Source organism: Affinirhizobium straminoryzae (assembly GCF_007004135.1).
In the GTDB taxonomy this organism is placed as follows: Bacteria; Pseudomonadota; Alphaproteobacteria; order Rhizobiales; family Rhizobiaceae; genus Neorhizobium; species Neorhizobium straminoryzae.
Map to the genome: position 1 here is coordinate 82,823 of NZ_VJMG01000028.1, position 19,279 is coordinate 102,101.

General features: G+C 64.1%; 16 protein-coding genes. 7 read left to right on the forward strand and 9 right to left on the reverse strand.

Annotated features, from left to right (window positions below; genetic code table 11):
- Positions 1 to 4 precede the first annotated feature (4 nt).
- Together malQ and treZ are read right to left on the reverse strand one after the other, a co-directional pair.
- Positions 5 to 1,858 (reverse strand): 4-alpha-glucanotransferase, encoded by a 1,854-nt coding sequence (malQ, locus tag FNA46_RS11690; protein ID WP_143125374.1) that lies wholly within the window; start codon positions 1,856 to 1,858, stop codon positions 5 to 7.
- A complete protein-coding gene (treZ, locus tag FNA46_RS11695; RefSeq protein WP_246103042.1) occupies positions 1,851 to 3,623 on the reverse strand; it encodes a malto-oligosyltrehalose trehalohydrolase in 1,773 nt (590 codons plus the stop codon). Before treZ ends, malQ begins: the two co-directional genes overlap by 8 nt.
- 354 nt (positions 3,624 to 3,977) lie before the next feature.
- On the opposite strand from treZ, the gene FNA46_RS11700 reads away from it, so the two are divergent.
- A complete protein-coding gene (locus tag FNA46_RS11700) occupies positions 3,978 to 4,736 on the forward strand; it encodes a ParA family protein (protein ID WP_143125376.1) in 759 nt (252 codons plus the stop codon).
- 56 nt (positions 4,737 to 4,792) lie between these two features.
- Here FNA46_RS11700 and FNA46_RS11705 read toward each other — a convergent pair whose 3' ends face one another.
- Positions 4,793 to 5,545, reverse strand: a complete 753-nt coding sequence (locus tag FNA46_RS11705) for a hypothetical protein (RefSeq protein ID WP_143125377.1) — start codon at positions 5,543 to 5,545, stop codon at positions 4,793 to 4,795.
- Positions 5,546 to 5,750: 205 nt separating this feature from the next.
- Positions 5,751 to 7,100, reverse strand: coding sequence for an MFS transporter (locus FNA46_RS11710; RefSeq protein ID WP_143125378.1), 1,350 nt, complete (start codon positions 7,098 to 7,100; stop codon positions 5,751 to 5,753).
- A 334-nt stretch (positions 7,101 to 7,434) separates the two neighbouring features.
- Between FNA46_RS11710 and cyoA the strand changes: the two genes are divergently transcribed.
- From cyoA to FNA46_RS26020, 6 genes are all read left to right on the forward strand, one after another.
- Complete coding sequence (gene cyoA, locus FNA46_RS11715; protein ID WP_143125379.1) at positions 7,435 to 8,565, forward strand: ubiquinol oxidase subunit II; 1,131 nt, start codon at positions 7,435 to 7,437, stop codon at positions 8,563 to 8,565.
- 27 nt (positions 8,566 to 8,592) lie between these two features.
- Positions 8,593 to 10,599, forward strand: coding sequence for a cytochrome o ubiquinol oxidase subunit I (gene cyoB, locus FNA46_RS11720; RefSeq protein ID WP_143125380.1), 2,007 nt, complete (start codon positions 8,593 to 8,595; stop codon positions 10,597 to 10,599).
- Positions 10,600 to 10,604: 5 nt separating this feature from the next.
- Positions 10,605 to 11,225, forward strand: coding sequence for a cytochrome o ubiquinol oxidase subunit III (gene cyoC, locus FNA46_RS11725; protein ID WP_143125381.1), 621 nt, complete (start codon positions 10,605 to 10,607; stop codon positions 11,223 to 11,225).
- Positions 11,222 to 11,629: a cytochrome o ubiquinol oxidase subunit IV gene (gene cyoD / locus FNA46_RS11730; RefSeq protein WP_143125382.1), complete on the forward strand. Its 408-nt coding sequence runs from the start codon at positions 11,222 to 11,224 to the stop codon at positions 11,627 to 11,629. The genes cyoC and cyoD overlap by 4 nt, the downstream gene beginning before the upstream one ends.
- Before the next feature lie 48 nt (positions 11,630 to 11,677).
- Positions 11,678 to 12,409 carry an SURF1 family protein gene (locus FNA46_RS11735; protein WP_143125383.1) on the forward strand — a complete coding sequence of 244 codons (732 nt, stop codon included), beginning with the start codon at positions 11,678 to 11,680 and terminating at the stop codon, positions 12,407 to 12,409.
- Positions 12,410 to 12,500: 91 nt separating this feature from the next.
- On the forward strand, positions 12,501 to 12,677 hold the full coding sequence (locus tag FNA46_RS26020; protein WP_185969816.1) for a hypothetical protein: 177 nt from the start codon (positions 12,501 to 12,503) through the stop codon (positions 12,675 to 12,677).
- Positions 12,678 to 12,728: 51 nt separating this feature from the next.
- On the opposite strand, the gene FNA46_RS11740 is transcribed toward FNA46_RS26020, so the two are convergent.
- Genes FNA46_RS11740 through FNA46_RS26030 form a run of 5 tightly spaced genes read right to left on the reverse strand, consistent with a single transcriptional unit; the run spans position 12,729 to position 19,258 of the window.
- The gene (locus FNA46_RS11740) at positions 12,729 to 15,083 is read right to left on the reverse strand and encodes a Wzz/FepE/Etk N-terminal domain-containing protein (RefSeq protein WP_143125402.1); all 2,355 of its coding nucleotides are present in this window, start codon (positions 15,081 to 15,083) and stop codon (positions 12,729 to 12,731) included.
- 39 nt (positions 15,084 to 15,122) lie between these two features.
- Positions 15,123 to 16,091: a glycosyltransferase family 2 protein gene (locus tag FNA46_RS11745; RefSeq protein ID WP_143125384.1), complete on the reverse strand. Its 969-nt coding sequence runs from the start codon at positions 16,089 to 16,091 to the stop codon at positions 15,123 to 15,125.
- A complete protein-coding gene (locus FNA46_RS11750) occupies positions 16,088 to 17,023 on the reverse strand; it encodes a glycosyltransferase family 2 protein (protein ID WP_425468725.1) in 936 nt (311 codons plus the stop codon). The genes FNA46_RS11745 and FNA46_RS11750 overlap by 4 nt, the downstream gene beginning before the upstream one ends.
- Positions 17,020 to 18,018 carry a glycosyltransferase family 2 protein gene (locus FNA46_RS26025; protein WP_185969817.1) on the reverse strand — a complete coding sequence of 333 codons (999 nt, stop codon included), beginning with the start codon at positions 18,016 to 18,018 and terminating at the stop codon, positions 17,020 to 17,022. Before FNA46_RS26025 ends, FNA46_RS11750 begins: the two co-directional genes overlap by 4 nt.
- Before the next feature lie 4 nt (positions 18,019 to 18,022).
- The gene (locus FNA46_RS26030; protein WP_185969818.1) at positions 18,023 to 19,258 is read right to left on the reverse strand and encodes a glycosyltransferase; all 1,236 of its coding nucleotides are present in this window, start codon (positions 19,256 to 19,258) and stop codon (positions 18,023 to 18,025) included.
- Between the last annotated feature and the right edge of the window lie 21 nt (positions 19,259 to 19,279).

The window sequence follows — 19,279 nt, forward strand, 5'->3', positions numbered from 1 at the left end:
GGCCCTACCCCCGCGGCCGCTCCGCCCGCAGCGCCGCCGTGACCTCGGCCACCAGCGACAACTCCTCGAGATCTTCCAGCGCGATCGAAAGCCTGCGCCGCCAGTTGGGGTGGCTGTCGCTGGTGCCGGGAATATTGGTGGGCTCGGGCTCCTTGGTCAGATCTGCCAGCCTGACGCCAAGAAGCATGGAGGGGGTACGCGCCATCAGGCGATGCAGCGAAAGGATCAGGCGGTCGAGATCGGAACCGGCAAGAGACGACGTGTCCGGCGCTGGCGCCGTCAGCTTCTCCGACCCGAGCAGGCGTACCAGGTCGGCGCGCTCCGTTTCCCTCTGGGCAAGATCCCGATCGGCCACAGCCTGTGGCACAAGTCCATGGTCGGCGCGGGCGGTGATGTCTGCACCAGCCCACCAGCCGCCCAGCGTCTGGTGATCATGGGTGGAAATGCAGGCAAGCGATAGCGCCGGATAGGCGTCCGCTGGTGTAAAACCTGTATCGTCCCGCTCATAGGAGAAGATCCGATAGGAGAGCAGGTTGGCGCGGGCGAGATCCTCCTTCAGCCCGGCCGGCAGGTTGCCGAGATCCTCGCCAATCACCAGGCACTGATGATCGTGCGAGGCCTCGGAAAGCACCTGCAGCAGCGCCTCCTTCGGATAATCGACATAGGCACCCTCGGCGGGCGTGCTGTCGAAGGGCACGAGAAAGAGGCGCCCAAGCGCCGCGGCATGATCGATACGCACGGCGCCGGCATAGCGCATGGCAGCCTCCAGCATGCGGCGATAGGGCGGCTCATCGCCCGCCGCGATGGCAGAGGGCAGGAAGGCTGCCAGCCGCCAGTCCTGGCCGTCGACGGCCCAGGGGTCCGGGGGACCGCCAATACTGGCGGAAGACAGATAGATCTGCGGCTCGCTCCAGGTTGCCGAACCATCCAGCGCCTCGCCCACGGCAAGGTCAAGATAGAGGCCTATGCGCAGGCCCGCCCGTTCGGCAGCCCCCACGACATCCGACAGCTGCACATGCACGAGCCATTGCAGGAACATGTGAAACTCGATCTCGTCCTGTCGGGACTGGGCAAAGGCCTGCACGGCCGGGCCTTTCGCATCCTGCATGTCCTGCGGCCAGCCGCGCCAGCCGGCGGAATATCCGCGTGCCACCATATCGAGCGAGATCGTCTCGAACAGGGCATGCAGCCTCAGGCTCTCGCCACCCTGCCGGCAGAAGGCATCGAAGCAGGCCGGCGTATAGACGCTGCCGCCACCGTCACGCCATTCGCGCCAGAAGCGGCGCAGTTCACGCAATTTCAGGGCAGCGACGGCCGGATAATCCACCAGCGCGCTCGCGCGCAGCACTTCCAGATCCGCCAGCAGGTCAAGCGACACTGTGTAGCCAGGCAACCGATCGACAGCGATATAGAGCGGATTGAACCAGCGTCGGCTGGACGGTTCATAGGGACTGCAACGGGCGGGATCGGCGAGAAAGGGGGCGTGCAGCGGGTTCAGGCCGATGAAATCCGCCCCCCATTCGCCCGCCAGATGGCAGATTTCGACAAGATCCGCGAAATCTCCGATGCCCCAGTTGCGGCCGGAGCGGAGTTCGTAAAGCTGCAGCGTCAGGCCCCAGACCCGCTCACCGGACAGAAGCGGAGGCAGGTAGCATGCAGACATGGCAGGGGCGGACGTATCGTCAAGCCTCACGTTCAGCGCCGACAGGATCTTGCGCTTGGTATCGCTCGAAATCGGCACCTCCGTGCCATCGGGTTCGGGCCGGGTGAAGGCAATGCCGTGCTGGCGTGCCAGGCCATCCAGCGGCACGCCAGCGCGCTGTCGATTGTGGGGGTCAAAACGGCCAGGCTCAACCATCGGCAAGACTCCAGATCAGGGACCAGGGGGCGGCCTCCCCGGCGTCAATGTGACCAAGGCGGAAAAGCACCTCCCCCGTGGCCACCAGGGGCACACGGGTTGTAGAATCGCCGAGGTTCGCCTGCAATTGCAAGCGGCAACCCGAAAGGCTCCACTCGACCAGAAGGCCTTGTCCATCCACCTCGAAGCGGCCAGACTGCGGGCCGGCACCCGCCAGCAGCGGCACGATCCGCCGGTGGCGCAGCGCAAGCAGCGTTCGGTAAAAGTCCAGCATCTCCTGTCCCGCCTCGTCCGCCAGGCAGGTCCAGTCAAGCTTCGCGCTGCGGAAGGTTGCCTCGGCGGTCGGATCGGGCAGATCATCGCCATCGAAGCCCGGCAGGCGGGACAGTTCTTCGCGCCGGCCCTGGCGCACCTTTTCGTTCAGCTCCTCGTTGAAATCGCAGAAGAAGGGAAAGGGCTCGCGCGCACCCCATTCCTCACCCATGAACAGCATCGGCAGTTGCGGCGCCAGCAGATAGACGGCGGTGACCGCCCTGATGGCCTGCAGGGAAGCGGACGCGATCATCCGGTCGCCCAGCGCCCGGTTGCCGATCTGGTCGTGGTTCTGGATGAAGGAGATGAAAGCGCTCGGCGGCAGGAGCGCGCTCGGCTGGCCGCGTGCTTCGCCGCGATAGGCCATGTGCTCGCCCTGGAAGACAAACCCTTCCGCCAGGGCCCGCCCGATGCTGGCCACTACCTCGGCGAAATCGGCGTAATAGCCGAAGGTCTCGCCCGTTGCCGCCACATGCAGCACATGATGGATGTCGTCGTTCCACTGGGCGGAGAACAAAACCGGGCCCCCATCCCCGCCGCGCGCCAGCAGGTCGCTGCTATTGTCCTCGTTCTCGACGATCAGATGCACGGGACGATCGCCAGCTGCCGCCCGCACCCGTCGCGCCAGTTCGTGCAGCAGATGCTCCCCGCTGTCGTCCCTGATGGCATGAACCGCATCGAGCCGCAGGCCATCCAAGCGGAAATCCCGGATCCACGACATGGCGTTCTCGATGACGAAGTCGCGCACCGGCCGGGAGCCGGCATCGTCGTAGTTGACGCCATTGCCCCAGGGGGTGCGATGCCGGTCGGTGAAGATCGGCGCATAGGCCGGCAGGTAGTTTCCGTCCGGTCCAAAGTGGTTGTAGACGACATCGAGCAGAACGCAGAGCCCGCGTTCATGGGCAGCATCGATCAACGCCATCAGGTCTTCCGGCCGGCCATAACGGCTTTCCGGCGCATAGGGCAGCACCCCGTCATACCCCCACCCCCAGCGGCCGGGAAAATCGGCAATCGGCATGATCTGCAGGGCGGTGACGCCGAGATCGCGGAGATGGTCCAGCCGGTCGATCGCCGCACGGAACGTGCCCTGCGGCGTGAAGGTGCCGACATGCAGCTCGTAGAACACCAGTTCTTCCAGCGGGCGCCCGCACCAGCCTGCCTGCGGGCGGGGAATGGCGGCCAGATCCACCACTTCGCTCGGGCCATGCACATCACGCGGCTGATGGCGGGACGCGGGGTCCGGCACCAGAAGGCCATCCGGCAGGCGGAAGGCATAAAGGGTCCCCGAACCGGCCTCTGCAACGTGCAGACGGTGCCAGCCATCATCGGTGCGCTCCATCGGCAGGGGTGCGCGTCCCTCGATCTCAAGATCGATACGCGCCTGGAGGGGAGCCCAGAGCCGAAACAGGGTGCCGGACGGGCCGGGAACCGGACCAAACTGGAAGTCGCTCACGCAGGAAAGCCTTCTGACGGAGGAAAGTCCGGTTAGAACGGTCATCCATCGGAAAAGTTTCGCAGGCGACCCAATGCACCCATGCAACAGCCAAATGCAGCCTTTCGTTACAGTCAAAAAACCGCAACGACCATAAGACGATAGCGCACCCGCCCCGCCGGCGCGCAGTCTGCCGTTTCGCTAAAAAGCCCGGAAATGCGGGCTTTTGGGCGCCGACACCAGCGTCACGCAAGCTTCGTGAACAATGATTGCGCATCATCTCTGAGCAAAGCCTGTCATCCACAAAAGAACGAGCAAAGACGAGAGCGCCCTCGCGCAGGATGATTCCCAATATTGTCATCTCGAGGTCAAGCTATGCCCACAATTACGTTTGCAAATACAAAGGGAGGAGCCGGTAAAACCACGGTTGCTCTCGTTCTGGCAGCAGAACTTGCGCAGCGCGGCCTGCGCGTTGCGCTTCTCGACACCGATCCGCAGCAGTGGATCACCCGCTGGCACCGCCTGTCGGAAAAGCCGGCCAATTTCACCGTCGTCTCGAATGTGTCGGAAGAGACCATCGAGCAGGAGGTGAAGACACTCGGCAAGAAGATGGACTATGTCATCATCGACGTTGCCGGCGGTGTGACGCCACTTCTTGCCAAGTCCATCGGCCTGTCCGAACGGGTCATGATCCCCGTTCAGGGATGCGCCATGGATGCCGCCGGCGCCGCGCAGGTGCTGGAGATCCTCCGGGAACTGGCCGCCCAGTGTGACATCCGGATTGCCCATTCCGTCGTTCTGACCCGCATCAACTCGATCATCACCACGCGCGCGCTGATGGCCGTCAAGGCGCTGCTCGCCGAACAGCAGGTGCATGTGCTGGAAACCGCCCTCATCGAACGCGCCGCCTATCGCGACATGTTCGTCACAGGCGGCACGCTGCACACCATGGAAGCCGAGCGCGTCAGCAATCTCGACAAGGCCCAGGAAAATGCCCGCCTGTTTGCCGAGGAAGTCATGTCGCTGGTTCCCATGAAGGTTGCAAAGGCGAAGACGGCCAAGGCGGATGGCGCCAAGGCCAAGGCGACAAAGGCCCCGAAAACAGAATCCGCCAAGCAGCGCAAGGCTGCCTGATCCACCGCCCGGCAGACCTCCCAGGCGCCCGTAGCGATGCGGGCGCCTTCCACGTGTCAGGCCGAGAGCGTGACCGTCAACACCTGCCCGCCGAGTTCCACGGTGAAGCGGGAGGGCGCGGGAATGACCGGTGCGCCGGACAGCGTGCCCGTCGTCACAACCTGCCCCTTGCGCAGATATCCGCCCATGGGCAGGCCGGCATTGGCCGCCACCAGCACGGCAGCCAGCGGATCGCCATCGGGATGCCGGGCGGCATCCTCAAACAGCACGGTGCCTTCATTGGTCAGCAGCAACGGGCCAAGGTCGGCGCCCGGCGCCAGAAGGTCGCGGTCGAGCATCGGACCGACCAGATAGCCGACATTGCTCATGCCATCGGCGAGAAGATGTGCAAGGCTGTCGCGCGGGCCATCAACATAACGGCTGCGCACCAGTTCCACGCCGATCGCGACGCTGCCGATGGCGTCGAGTACATCCTCGCGACGATAGGCTTCGTCCCGTGGCGGCAGATCCTCGGACAGCGTCAGCGCCAGTTCGATCTCGACCTTGATACCGGGTTCATGCTCAGCCTGCGGGGCTTCGCGCACGAAAAGCAACGGGGCGGCGAGGATAACATCCGTACGCAGCGAAAGCTTGTAGCCAGGCGGCGTCACGAGCCCGAGCGCCCCGGCCAGGGCCGACTGCACGGCGTAGCCTTCCGCCTCGCCGGAGACGGCCACCGTGTCGCGCCCGACGGTCGTCCGATTGCGGATGGCCGCGAGCAAGACGGCCGCAGCGTTTGAAATCTCTGTGTCGTGCGAATGGTCGCTCACGCGGACGAATCTCCCCTGTTGATCCTTTCAGCCGTGCCATGCCCGAGGGGGATCTTCAACTGCCGCCGCGGAAACGCGAAGAGCAAAGAAAAACCCGGCCAGCAGGGCGCCGGCCGGGGGTTCTATGCCGATCGGCTGCCTCGGTCCGCCCGGGGAGACGGCAGACCGGACAGGCAAGCGGTTCGCGGAGCCGGATCAGCGTTCCTCAGCGCTGCGACGGCGCCTGGTGTTCGGCGGCATCCAGAATGCGGCTCAGCGTCAATGCGGCGAGCGTACAGATCGCGCCCGAGATCAGATAACCGCCGATGAAGACGATGCCGAACTTGCTGGCAAGACCGAGCGCCACCAGCGGCGCAAAGCCCGCGCCCACAAGCCAGGCGAGATCCGAGGTGAGCGCCGAACCGGTATAGCGATACTGCTGGCCAAAACGCGAGGAAACCGCGCCGGAGGCCTGACCGAAGGAAAGGCCGAGAATGCCGAAGCCGATGATGATGTAGGCATCCTGACCGCGACCGCCGGCGTCGAGCAGGAAGGGGGCGGAGAAGCTGAAGATCGCGATGATGACGGCTCCGACCATCAGCTGCTTGCGCCGACCGATGCGATCCGCCAGTGCACCGGACACCACGACCGCGCAGAGGCCGACCATCGCGCCGATGATCTGAACGAACAGGAATTCACCCGGCGACTGGCCACCATGCAGCGTGACCCAGCTCAGCGGAAAGATCGTGACGAGGTGGAACATCGCAAAGCTTGCCAGCGGCACGAAGGCGCCGAGCAGGATGTCGCGACCATGGACGCTGATCGTTTCGGAAACGGTGCGGGGACGCAGTTCATGGCTTTCGAACAGCTCGCCGAATTCGCGGCTGCCGACGATGCGCAGGCGGGCAAACAGCGCCACGACATTGATCGCGAAGGCCACGAAGAAGGGATAGCGCCAGCCCCAGGTGAGAAAATCCTGCGGGGTCAGGCTGGAATAGAAATAACCGAACAGGGCGCTTGCCAGCGCAAAGCCGAAGGGGGCGCCCAGCTGCGGCATCATCGCATACCAGCCGCGATGCTGCTTCGGGGCGTTGAGCGCAAGAAGCGAGGCCATGCCATCCCAGGCGCCGCCCAGCGCAAAGCCCTGGCCCAGGCGAAACAGCGCCAGAAGCGCCACCGACCACACGCCGATGGTTTCATAGCCCGGAAGGAAGGCGAGCGACGCCGTCGAACCGCCGAGCAGGAACAGTGCGATGGTCAGCTTGGTGCCGCGCCCGTAGGTGCGATCGATCCACATGAAGAACAGCGACCCCACAGGTCGCGCCAGAAAGGCCAGGGAAAACACGGCGAAAGACATCAGCGTTGCCGTTACCGGGTCTCCGGCAAAAGTGAAGACCAGATAGGGGAAGACCAGCACCGATGCGATGCCATAGACGAAAAAGTCGAAGAATTCCGACATGCGGCCGATGATGACGCCAATGGCAATGCTGCCGGGCGACAGCGGCTTGTCGTCATGCATGCGCTGGGCATCGCGCTCGAAGTCGGATGATGTCGGATTGCCTGCTGCTGTAGTCATGAATGCACTCCTCCTATGCGGCGAATAGTCGCCTCCCCACAAAGGAGGATGATGCATATTTGGCCGTTATCAAGTACCAAATGCGGTAGGTTCCAAATTCTGCCGCAATCCCGGCGTGTTAACGCCGTGTAATGGTCCTCGTTTACCATCTCGTAACGAGCCGGCTTGCTCGTTAGGCGATTGTTCAGTGCGCGGCCCCTAAAACAGCCTCTCGCCCTGTGAGTTCCGCGTGCACTGCACGAAAATGTTTTGCACTGCGACGAAAGACCTCATAGGGAGCACGCAGCTAGTGCTTTAGTCGCAAGTAGACAAAACGCAAATTTCGAACTGAAAGATGCCACGGTTGATGACGCTCATTCGCCGGCTTAGTGCCCTGACCCTACCCCTGGCCCTGTCGGGCTGTAATCTCGTCGTGATGTCGCCGTCCGGCGACATTGCCATGCAGCAGCGCGACCTGATCCTCGTCTCGGTCGCCCTGATGCTCCTGATCATCGTGCCGGTGATCTGCCTCACGCTGTATTTCGCGTGGCACTACCGGCGCTCCAACACGACGGCCAAGTACGATCCGGAATGGCATCATTCCACCCGGCTCGAAGTGGTGATCTGGTCGGCGCCGCTGGCGATCATCATCGCGCTCGGCGCCGTGACCTGGGTCAGCACCCACCAGCTCGATCCTTACCGGCCGCTCGACCGGATCGATTCCAAGCGCCCGGTCACCGCCGAGACCAAGCCGATCACCATCGAAGTCGTGGCGCTCGACTGGAAGTGGCTGTTCCTCTATCCGGAACAGGGCATTGCGACGGTCAACGAGATCGCAGCCCCGATCGATACCCCGATCGAGTTCAAGATCACCGGCTCGACCGTGATGAATTCCTTCTATATTCCCGCCCTTGCCGGCCAGATCTACGCCATGCCCGGCATGCAGACCAAGCTGCACGCGGTCATGAACAAGGAAGGCGTCTACGAAGGCTTTTCCGCAAACTACAGCGGCGACGGCTTCTCCGGCATGCGCTTCAAGTTCCACGGGCTGAGCAACGCTGCGTTCGGCGACTGGGTCAGCCGCGTGAAGAGCCAGGGATCCGCTCTCAACCGCGATGCGTATCTGAAGCTGGAGCGCCCGAGCAGTCGCGTACCGGTCACCTACTACGCCACTGTCGAGAACGGTCTCTATGACGCCATCCTGAACCTGTGTGTCCAGCCGGGCCAGATGTGCGCCAACGAGATGATGCACATCGACAAGATGGGGGGTGCCGGCGTCGACAGCGAGGAGAACCGCAAGCGTCTCGAATACGATACTCGCTGGGCCGCGGAAGCGGGCCCCGGCGCAACGTACCCGGCCACAGGCCACGGTGCCAAGCAGGGTCAGGAAGCCGAAGGCGTGAATGCGCCCGCGGCCGCAGGCGACGCAGGCCATGACGGCCACGGCGCTGCGCCTGACCAGCTGAACACAAACCCCAAGCCGTAACGCGGCTGATACGGACTGGAAACAACCATGTTCACGAATACAAACCTGATGGAATTCATCTTCGGACGGTTATCCTGGGATTCGCTGGCTTTCACCCATGAGCCGATCATCCTGGTCACCTTCCTCGGCGTGTGCGTCGGCGGTATCGCCGTGCTGGGCGCCCTCACCTACTTCCGCCTCTGGGGTTATCTCTGGAAGGAGTGGTTCACGAGCGTCGATCACAAGAAGATCGGCATCATGTACGTGATCCTGTCGCTCATCATGCTGCTGCGCGGCTTTGCCGACGCCCTGATGATGCGCACGCAGCAGGCGATCGCCTTCGGCGCCAACGAAGGCTATCTTCCGCCGCACCACTACGATCAGGTCTTCACCGCCCACGGCGTGATCATGATCTTCTTCTTCGCCATGCCGATCGTCACCGGCGTGATGAACTTCGTGGTGCCGCTGCAGATCGGTGCGCGCGACGTCTCCTTCCCCTTCCTGAACAACTTCTCGTTCTGGATGACCGCGGCCGGCGCCGTCATCATCATGCTGTCGCTGTTCGTCGGTGAATTCGCCCGCACGGGCTGGCTCGCCTACCCGCCGCTGTCGGGTGCGGACTACTCGCCGGGGGTCGGGGTCGATTACTACATCTGGGGCCTGCAGGTGGCCGGTGTCGGCACGACGCTGTCGGGCATCAACCTGATCGCCACCATCGTGAAGATGCGCGCACCGGGCATGACCATGATGAAGATGCCGATCTTCACCTGGACGTCGCTCTGCACCAACGTGCTGATCGTCGCCTCCTTCCCGATCCTGACGGCAACCCTCGTCCTGCTCACCCTTGACCGCTACGTTGGCACGAACTTCTTCACCAACGACCTCGGCGGCAACCCGATGATGTATGTCAACCTCATCTGGATCTGGGGCCACCCGGAAGTCTACATCCTCATCCTGCCGGCCTTCGGCATCTTCTCGGAAATCGTATCGACCTTCTCCGGCAAGCGCCTGTTCGGCTACGCTTCGATGGTCTATGCCACCGTCGTCATCACCATCCTGTCCTACCTGGTGTGGCTGCACCACTTCTTCACCATGGGGTCGGGCGCCAGCGTCAACGCCTTCTTCGGCATCACCACGATGATCATCTCGATCCCGACGGGTGCCAAGATGTTCAACTGGCTGTTCACCATGTATCGCGGCCGCATCCGCTATGAAGTGCCGATGTACTGGACGATCGGCTTCATGGTGACCTTCGTCATCGGCGGCATGACCGGCGTGATGCTGGCCGTTCCCCCGGCCGACTTCGTGCTGCACAACTCGCTGTTCCTGATCGCCCACTTCCACAACGTGATCATCGGCGGCGTGGTGTTCGGCCTGCTCGCCGGCGTCAACTTCTGGTTCCCGAAGGCCTTCGGCTATAAGCTCGATCCGTTCTGGGGCAAGATGTCCTTCTGGTTCTGGCTCGTCGGCTTCTACTTCGCCTTCATGCCGCTCTACGTGCTCGGCCTGATGGGCGTGACCCGCCGCGTCAACCATTTCGAGGATCCCTCGCTGCAGATCTGGTTCGTGATTGCCGCCTTTGGCGCAGTCCTGATCGCGCTCGGCATCGGCTCCTTCATCATCCAGCTGGTCGTCAGCTTCTTCAAGCGCGAAGAGCTGCGCGACACGACAGGCGATCCGTGGAATGCCCGCACGCTGGAATGGTCGACGTCTTCGCCGCCGCCGGAATACAACTTCGCCTTCACGCCCGTCGTGCATGACCATGACAGCTGGTACGACATGAAGAAGCGCGGTTACGTGCGTCCGCTGGAAGGCTTCAAGCCGATCCACATGCCGAAGAACACCGGCACCGGCGTGATCCTGTCGGCTCTGAGCGTGGGGTTTGCCTTCGGCATGATCTGGTACATGTGGTGGCTGGCTGCCCTGTCGTTCCTCGCGATCCTGGTCGTCTCCATCGCACACACCTTCAACTACAAGCGCGATTACTACATCCCGGCAGAAACCGTCGTTGCGACGGAGGCCGCCCGGACCAAGCAGCTTGCGGAACAGGCCTGATCAACATGAGTGACACCCAAGCCGTTTCGGCCGAGAAGCCGACCTTCTACCTGACGGAAGAACACCATCCGGAAAACAGCACCATGCTGGGCTTCTGGATCTACCTGATGAGCGACTGCCTGATGTTTGCAGTCCTCTTTGCAACCTACGCCGTGCTCGGCCGCAGCTATGCGGCCGGCCCCTCCCCCGCCGACCTGTTCGACCTCCAGCTTGTGGCGATCAACACCGCCATGCTGCTGTTCTCCTCCATCACCTATGGCTTCGCCATGCTGCGGATGGAAAAGGGCGACAAGGGCGGCACGCTGGGCTGGCTGGTGCTGACCCTGCTGTTCGGCCTCGCCTTCCTCGGGATCGAACTCTACGAATTCCACCACCTGATCCATGAAGGTGCCGGCCCGCAGCGGTCCGCCTTCCTCTCGGCCTTCTTCACCCTGGTCGGCACGCACGGTCTGCACGTCACCTTCGGCAGCATCTGGCTCGTGACGCTGATGGTGCAGGTGTCGAAGTACGGCCTCATCGAAGCCAACCGCCGTCGCCTGATGTGCCTTTCCATGTTCTGGCACTTCCTCGACGTGGTCTGGATCGGCGTCTTCTCCCTCGTTTACCTGATCGGAGTGCTCGGATGAGTTCGCAACCGCACGCGCCGGCGCATGAAAGCGCCCATAACACGCATCACGGGCACAGCCACGGCCACGAGGCCGCCCACGGCACCTTCGGGAGCTACGTGACCGGCTTCATCCTGTCGGTTATCCTCACCGCCATTCCGTTCTGGCTGGTGATGGGCAATGTGCTGGACAGCAAGGCCCTGACGGCCACGATCATCATGGCGCTCGCCGTCGTGCAGATCGTGGTGCACATGATCTACTTCCTGCACATGAACTCCAAGTCGGAAGGCGGCTGGACGATGCTGGCGCTGATCTTCACGATCATCATCGTCGTCATCGCGCTCTCCGGCTCGCTCTGGGTCATGCATCATCTGAACACCAACATGATGCCGATGAACCCCGAAATGATGAAGAACATGCCCTGACGGCAGGACGGGCGGCCTCTGCGGCCGCCCCTTCGAGGATTGCACGACATGACGAACGAGGTCCGCCCCACAGCCGCAAAGCGCCCTACGGCCTTTGCCCTCGTGATGGCGGGCCTCGTTCTCGTTTTTCTGGCGCTCGGCACCTGGCAGGTGCAGCGCCTCTTCTGGAAGCTCGACCTGATTGCCCGCGTCGATGCAAGGGTTCACGCCGAACCGGTCACCGTGCCAACCCCCGCCGACTGGCCGCGCATCACCGCCGAGAGCGACGAATATCGCCACGTCACCGCAACCGGCACCTTTCTCAACGACCGGGAAACCCTCGTCCAGGCCGTGACGGACCTTGGTCCCGGCTTCTGGGTGCTGACGCCGCTTCAGACCGCCGATCGCGGCACGATCCTGATCAATCGCGGCTTCGTGCCGGCGGAAAAGCGCGAGGCGGCCAGCCGCGCGGCGGGCGAGATCAACGGCGAGACGAAGGTCACGGGCCTGCTTCGCCTTACCGAACCCGGCGGCGGCTTCCTGCGCGCCAACGATCCCGCCGGCAATCGCTGGTATTCCCGCGATGTCGCGGCGATTGCCGCAGCGCGCGGCGTCGCGACCATTGCCCCCTATTTCATCGATGCCGACAAGACCCCGAATGCCGGCGGCTATCCGGTCGGCGGGCTGACCGTGGTGACCTTCCGCAACAGCCATCTGGTCTATGCGCTGACCTGGTACGCGCTGGCGGCCATGTCGGCCGGCGCTTTCGTCTATCTGCTGCGCCAGCGCCGCAGCGCCTGACGGCCGTCCATCCCCTGCGTTTTCCGGCGCATAGCCTGGCGGAACTCCCGATGTCCTCTGCCGTTAGGCACAGACAGGAAAGGCAGGCATCATGATCAAGGACCCCGCAAACGATCCCATCACCACGCCGGGCGACAGCCCTACGGACCGCCGCCGCAAGCAGCGCGGCGGACGCGGCATCGTGACCTTCTTCATCCTTTTTGCGCTGGGCGCCTTCGCCATGTATCTGTTCGTGGTGATCTACGGCTCGGTCGCCTCGACGCCGTAACGCCGCTCGCAGCAGCGGGGCCGGTCGCATCGGCAAGCCCCGGCTGGCGCATCACAGGGTCACCGGCTCATCCGTATGGTAGGCGAGGCTGCGGTTGCGGAAGCGTTCGGCCGCGCCGGGATCGGAATAGCGCGGCAGAAGGTCCATGTCCGTCTTGTTGAGGATCACGCCGACGGTCTTGGCCGCGAGCGCCGGCTCCGCCTCCATAAGCCCCTGCACCAGCTTGACTGGCGTCGCCCCCCATTCCGCCACAAAGACATAGGCATCCACGAAGGGCGCGAAGGCCTTGGCATCGATGGTCGGCACCAGCGGCGCCAGATCCACGACGATATAGTCGAAGCGGCTGCTGACCGTCTCCATCAGGCGCCCCATTTCCGGCGAAGCCAGAAGCTCGCTGGCATGCGGCTGGGTCTCGCCGCGCGCAAAGAAGGGCATCACCGCCAGCTTGGCCTTGGTATCGACCGTGATGGCGCTCGTCCACGGCACCTCGCCGCGCAGCACATCCATCAGTCCATGGGTGGCATCGGTTCCCAGCACAATGCTGGAGCCGCCCTGCGTCGGATCGGCATCGAGCAGCAGCGTGCGCTTGTTGAGCGCGCCGAGCAGGATGGCGAGATTGGCGGCCACCGTCGACTTGCCCTCACCCGACAGCGCCGAAACCACGGCGATGACACGGCATTCGCGGCTCGGCAGTGCCACGTCGCAGGCAAGCTTGGCATTGCGCAGCGTCTCGGCAAAGGCGGAGCGCGGATGCTCCGCCGCCACACGCGTCAGGCGACGGGCAAAGCGCTTGGCATCCCCCGCCGCGTCATAACCGGGATCGGCGGCATCCGGCTCGCCCGTCCCCTTCTTCTTCTTGCCGCGTGCAGCGGCCGCTTCCGCCGCAGCGGAGCGCACCAGCGGCAGATAGCCGAGAAAACGCATGCCGAGGCGCGCGCGCACGTCGTGCCCCAGCCGGAAGGCGCGCTCCTTCAGCTCCAGCACGGTCGCGATGCCGGAGCCTATGAAGAGTCCCAGCACAACGGAGAGCGCCATGGTCAGGGTCTTCTTCGGGCTGGAGGGCGCAGTGGGCACGCCTGCCTCCGAGATCACGCGCGCCTTGGCGATCGGGAAGGACTGCTGCTGCGTCGCCTGTTCGAAGCGGTCGAGGTAGGTCTGGTAGGTGGCCTTCAGCGAATTGGCCTTCTGCTCCAGCTCCCGCAGTTCCACCAGCGAGACATTGGCCTGCGAATTGTTGCCGGCCACATGGTCGATGCTGTCGCGCAGCGATTTTTCACGCGAGCTTGCCACCTCGTAATCGTTGCGGAAGCCGGAGGTCATCTGCTGCAACTCGCGAAAGATCTGCTGGGCGAGATCGTTCTTCTGGCCTTCCAGCAGCTTGGCCTGCGGATGATCGGCACCGAACTGTTCCACCACGGCACGCTCGCGCTCCTGCGCGGCCTGATAGCGGCGGCGCAGATCCTTGATGACGGAATTGTCGGTCTCCGTGGAGGAGACGAGCGCATTGTTGACGGCAGCCTGCGGCCCCTGATCGAGGATCGCCTTGTACTGATTGTAGCGGGCCGAGGCGGTTGCCGTATCGGCCTGCGCCACGATCAGCTGGCTGGTCAGGTCGGAGAGCTGCTGAGAGGACAGAAGTTCGCCGCGCGGCGAAATCAGCCCATGCTTGATCTTGTACTGTTCGACGGCAAGGGCTGCCTCCTGGGAGCGCTGGTTGAGGTCGTTCAACCGCTCCTGCAGCCAGTTCGAGGCTCGTTCGGTCGCGTCAAAATTGGCACTCAGCTGTTCGGACAGATAGGCCGCGGCATAGGACTTGGCGAGCCGGGCCGAGAGCAGCGGATCGGGCGACTGCACGGCAATGGCGATGACGGAGCTACGGCCGACACGGTTGACGTCGAGGGATTCCTGCAGGATGGCGGCAGCCTTTTCGCGCCGGCCATTGCGCGCATCCGTCTCGGACACGGGCGCGTCTGCCGGTTTGACCAGGCTCACCAGGCTTTTCACGCTACCCTTCAGGAGACCGATCGGCGACTGTGGCGGATCGAGAAACAGCTGATTGTCCTGCAGCTTCAGATCATCCACCACCCGCAGCGCCAGCGCCTTCGACTTCAGGATTTCAACGGCACTCGACAGCCGGTTGTCCGTCTGCTGTGCCGACTGGCTGTTGTCCTCCTGCTCGCCATAGCGCGACAGGTTCTCGTCGATCAGCATCTGCGTCAGCGCCGTATAGGTGGGCGGCGTGAAGACGAGATAGGTGCCGCCCAGCAGCACGGCCACCGCCACACAGAGGCCGATCAGCCGCAGGTGGCGCATCAGCGCGCTTGTCAGCCGGTCCAGATCGATGAAGGAATCCTGGTCCCGATTGGCCGCCGGGAACGTCGCCGTGCGCAGATTGACATGATCCATCATGAAGATCCCTTAACGTCCCTCGATCCGAGGGGATGATCAGAACGACGCCCGGGCGGGACGACGTGAATTGGAAACGAAGAAGCGGCGCAGACGCGCCGCGATCGGCATTTTCAAATGGCGCAGCGCGGCCGGATGGCGCACCGCAACCCCGAGACATCCCGAAAGCGACCGCTGCTTGATATGCCCGACCAGCATCAGGAAGGCGCCGGCCTCGATGAGGCTGCGGGTGCGGCGCGCCTGGGCGCGACGGGCCTCGCCCTCCAGCGGGAAACGCGCGACAAAGCCGCGATCGGCGGCGATCATCGCCTCCACATGCCGGGGCTCCAGCACGCGCGAGATCGATCCTTCGCGAATGTGATAGATGTAGCCGACGCCCGGTTCGACGGCGCAGCGACCGCCCGAAGCGAGCGCCGAGGCCAGCAGCAGATAATCTTCGCCGATCCGCAAGGACGGATCGAAACGCAGCCCCTGTTCGTTCAGGAACGCGCGCGAAAACATTGGCTTCATGTAGCCGAAGTTGAAGGTGGAGCGGAAAATCACGTTGGAGCCGATGAAGTCCGCCAGCGTCAGCAGGGGGCGCTGCTGAAGATCCTCACGCGCAAACATGGTGACCACGGGCTCGCCGGGCTTTGCGACATCGAGATTGTCCACCACGATCTCGGCCCCGAGACGCGCCGCCGTCGCGATCATCGCGGCGGAACGCTCCGGGCGCACCGCGTCATCGGAATCCAGCACGGCGATCCAGCGGCCGAGTGCGGCATCGATGCCGGCATTGCGGGCGGCACCCGGCCCGCCATTCTGCGCCATCTCGACCAGCCGCACGCGCGGATCGCCGAAATAGCGCACCAGTTCTGCCGTGCCGTCGCTCGAGCAATCGTCAACGACGACCACTTCCAGCGTGATGCCGGTCTGGGCCAGCGCGCTGTCGATGGCGCGGCCGATCGTCTCGCGCGCATTGTAGGCGGCAATCACGAAGCTCACATCCGGCACGGGCGCCTCGCTCATACAGCCTCCATCTGTCCATACTGGCGGATTTCCCGCAGTCCCAACACGCCGCTGACGGCCCCGACATGCAGGGCGCCGCGCAGGGCATAGCGGTTGCGGGCAACCGGGGAAAACAGGGAGCCGATCGCGCCGAGGCCGCAGACGCCAGCCTTGGCGGCAGCAATGGATGCATGCATCAGCCGCCCGGGGGCGGAGCGGCGCGCGCCGAGAATGCGGCCATGCGTCTGGCCAGAGCGGAAGCGCCGCTTCAAAAGCCAGCCGAAGCGCGCACGTTTTTCCGGCACCGGCTCCCGCAGCAGCGCGCGTTCGGCAAAGGCGATGGTGCCACCCTCGGCGGTCAGCGCGGAGAAGAACTGCGTATCCTCGCCGCCGCTCTGGCCGAGCGACAGGTCAAAGCGCCGGCTTTCGAGACGCGGACTTCTGAGATCAAGCAGCACGTTGCAGGTATAGCCGGTGCGGATGACCTTATCGACCCAGACGGGACGGGTGGAATGGAAGTCGCCGGTCTTCATCCAGGCGGGCGCCGTCTCGTCATAGACGGCATCGACCGGACCCAGCACCGCATCGGCCCCGGTGGAAAAGGCGGTCGCCAGCAGTTCGGACAGCCATTCCGGCGAGGCCGTCTCGTCATCGTCGATGAAGGCGAGATAGTCCGCGTCGCTTGCCGCAAGGCAGGCATTGCGGGCAATCGAGATGTTCGCCTTCGGGCAATGCACATAGAAGATCGTGAAGGGAGAACGCGCGCGCAGCGCCTCGACCCGCGCCTTCGCGCTTGGCACCGCATCGTTGTCGGCAACGATCAGGCGCAGCCGCGTGCCGGCCGGCACCACCTGCGCAAAAAGCGACAGCAGCGTGTCCTCCAGTTCCGGCCGGCGGAAGGTGCAGATGCCGATATCGACATAGACGAGAGACGGATCGCGCCCGGCCATCATGCAGCGGCCCTCCGGAAGCGGGAGCCGATCACTTCCTGCCAGAAGCCGGCCGACCAGGCGAAATGCATGATCATGGCCGAGACGGCGGCAAGCGGCCCGTGCGGATTGCGCTCGGCAAGGGCCAGCCAGAAACCGTAAGCGAGACAAAGGCCGGCCCAGACCAGAAGCGGAACGGCGGCTGCCCAATGAACGACGGCCAGCAGGGCACCGATGGCCACCGGCACCACCGCAAGCGGCAGCGCCTGACGCAGTTTCGGTCGCATGCCGTGCTTCAGGAGATTGCGGGCGCGGCCGCGGCCATAGCCCATGTACTGCCGGAACAAAGCGAGCGGCCTGGAGCGCGGGTAATAGGTCATGAAGGTGCGGCCGGTCATCCAGATGCGGAAGCCGGCGCGGCGCAGGCGCACGTCAAGCTCCGCATCCTCGTTGTGGGTGAAGCCCTCGTCATAGCCGCCGATGGCGCGGAACGCCGCAAGCCGCATCAGCGCATGATGGCCGTGGTCGATCCAGTGGCCGTCCGCGCCGGCCCGGTGCTTGGCGCCGCCATTGCCGAGTTTCGAATTCTGTGCCACCGCCGTTGCCTTCTGAAAGGCGCCGAAGCCGACGGTCTTCATGCCGACCACGACGGAATCGGCGCCGGTATCGACCGCCTCCTGCAACAGCACCTGGCAATAGTCCGGTGGGTAGTCGCCATGCGCATCCACACGGATCAGATAATCGCGCCCCTCGCCGTAGCGCAGGGCGGCAAGATTGACGGCCGCGCTCTGGATGCGGCGCGGATTGTCGAGAAGCACGAGCCCGTCGATCTCCTCTGCAAGGCGCTGGACGATCGCCCGCGTGCCATCCGTGCTGCCGCCATCGGCCACCACGATCAGCATGTCGTGATTGCCGCGTCCGGCGCTCAGCTGGCGCACGAGTGGTTCGATATGGGCCGCCTCGTTGAGGCAGGGGATGACCAGAAGAACCTTCATTTCGGCGGGTGTTTCCATCGTCATGCGATCAACCTTCCGCTGGCAGGGGGTGAGAAAGGGCATGATCGGCGGCGCGGCGCGCCCGCGGCGAGAGCACCGTCAACTGGCGCACCAGCGCCTCGCAGTCGGCCCGCGTGGTGATCCACTGGCGGCGTTCCACGCCGGCCAATGTCTGCTGCAGCGTGGCATAGCTTTCGGCGGGAAGCGCCGTCAGTTGCGCGCCAAGTGTTTGCGGATCGGCATCGGCGAGCAGCAAACCAAGGCCGCGGGCGGCGAGGAAGCGCCCCGTCTCGGTGCGGGCGAGCGCAATCGGCACCGCCCCGTGCAGCGAGGCCTCGTATAGCCGGTTCGGCAGAAGCCATTCGGAATTCAAACCTTCCTCGAAGAAATCGATCGCCCAGGCGAAATGCACATCGCGATAAATGGCGGCGAGATCCTCCGGATTGCGATAGATGCCGTGAAAGGTGACATGCGGCGCCTTTTCGACGATGGCCGCGAAATCGGGAAACTCCTTCGGCGAAACGCGCCCGCGGATGACGATCTCGACGCTTCCTCGCATCTCTTCGGCAAGCCGGCTCAGAATCTCCCAGGTCTTGCGGCAGCGGATCGCGCCGAACCAGCCGATCCGCCAGGCTTCGCCCGGCGCCGGCCGCTTCGGCTCCGGCGCTGCCTCCGCCATGTGACCATCGAGATCGAGCACCTTGTTTTCCAGAAGCAGGACCGGCAGGTGGAGATGCGACAGCGGCCGGAAGTAGTTCTCGACGAAGGCCGGCGAACTGGTGACGAGCATCGCGGCCTCCCGGCCGAAGCGGCCTTCGGCGGCCCGCAGCACCCGCCCCTTCACACCGCGGTCAAGCAGCAGACGGTGAATGTCGAGGCATTCGTAGACGACCGGCACATCGCCGCCGAACAGGCGGGCGGCCGTGCCCGACAAGGCCAGCGTTTCGAGATTGCGGGCAAGGATGAGATCCGGCGGCGCAACATTCTTCAGCACCTGCGACAGGGAAAATTTCGCCTTCGCCACCGCTGCGATGCGCTGGCCAAGCCGCCCGTCGGCGGTGCGGCCCAGCACGCGAAGATCGATCCCGGTCTCGCCGGCCAGCCGGTTCTCGTCACGCAGAAAACCCGCCACCGTCAGCTGCGCGCCTCCTGCCTTCAGCATGGTCACCCGTCGGCGGATGGCCGGATCGGAGAGATCATGGGCGAGATAAAGGATCTGCAACGTCACGTCGTCGAACTCCTGTTGCCGCGCGATTGCGGACATGCCGGCATGCTGTCTGACAAA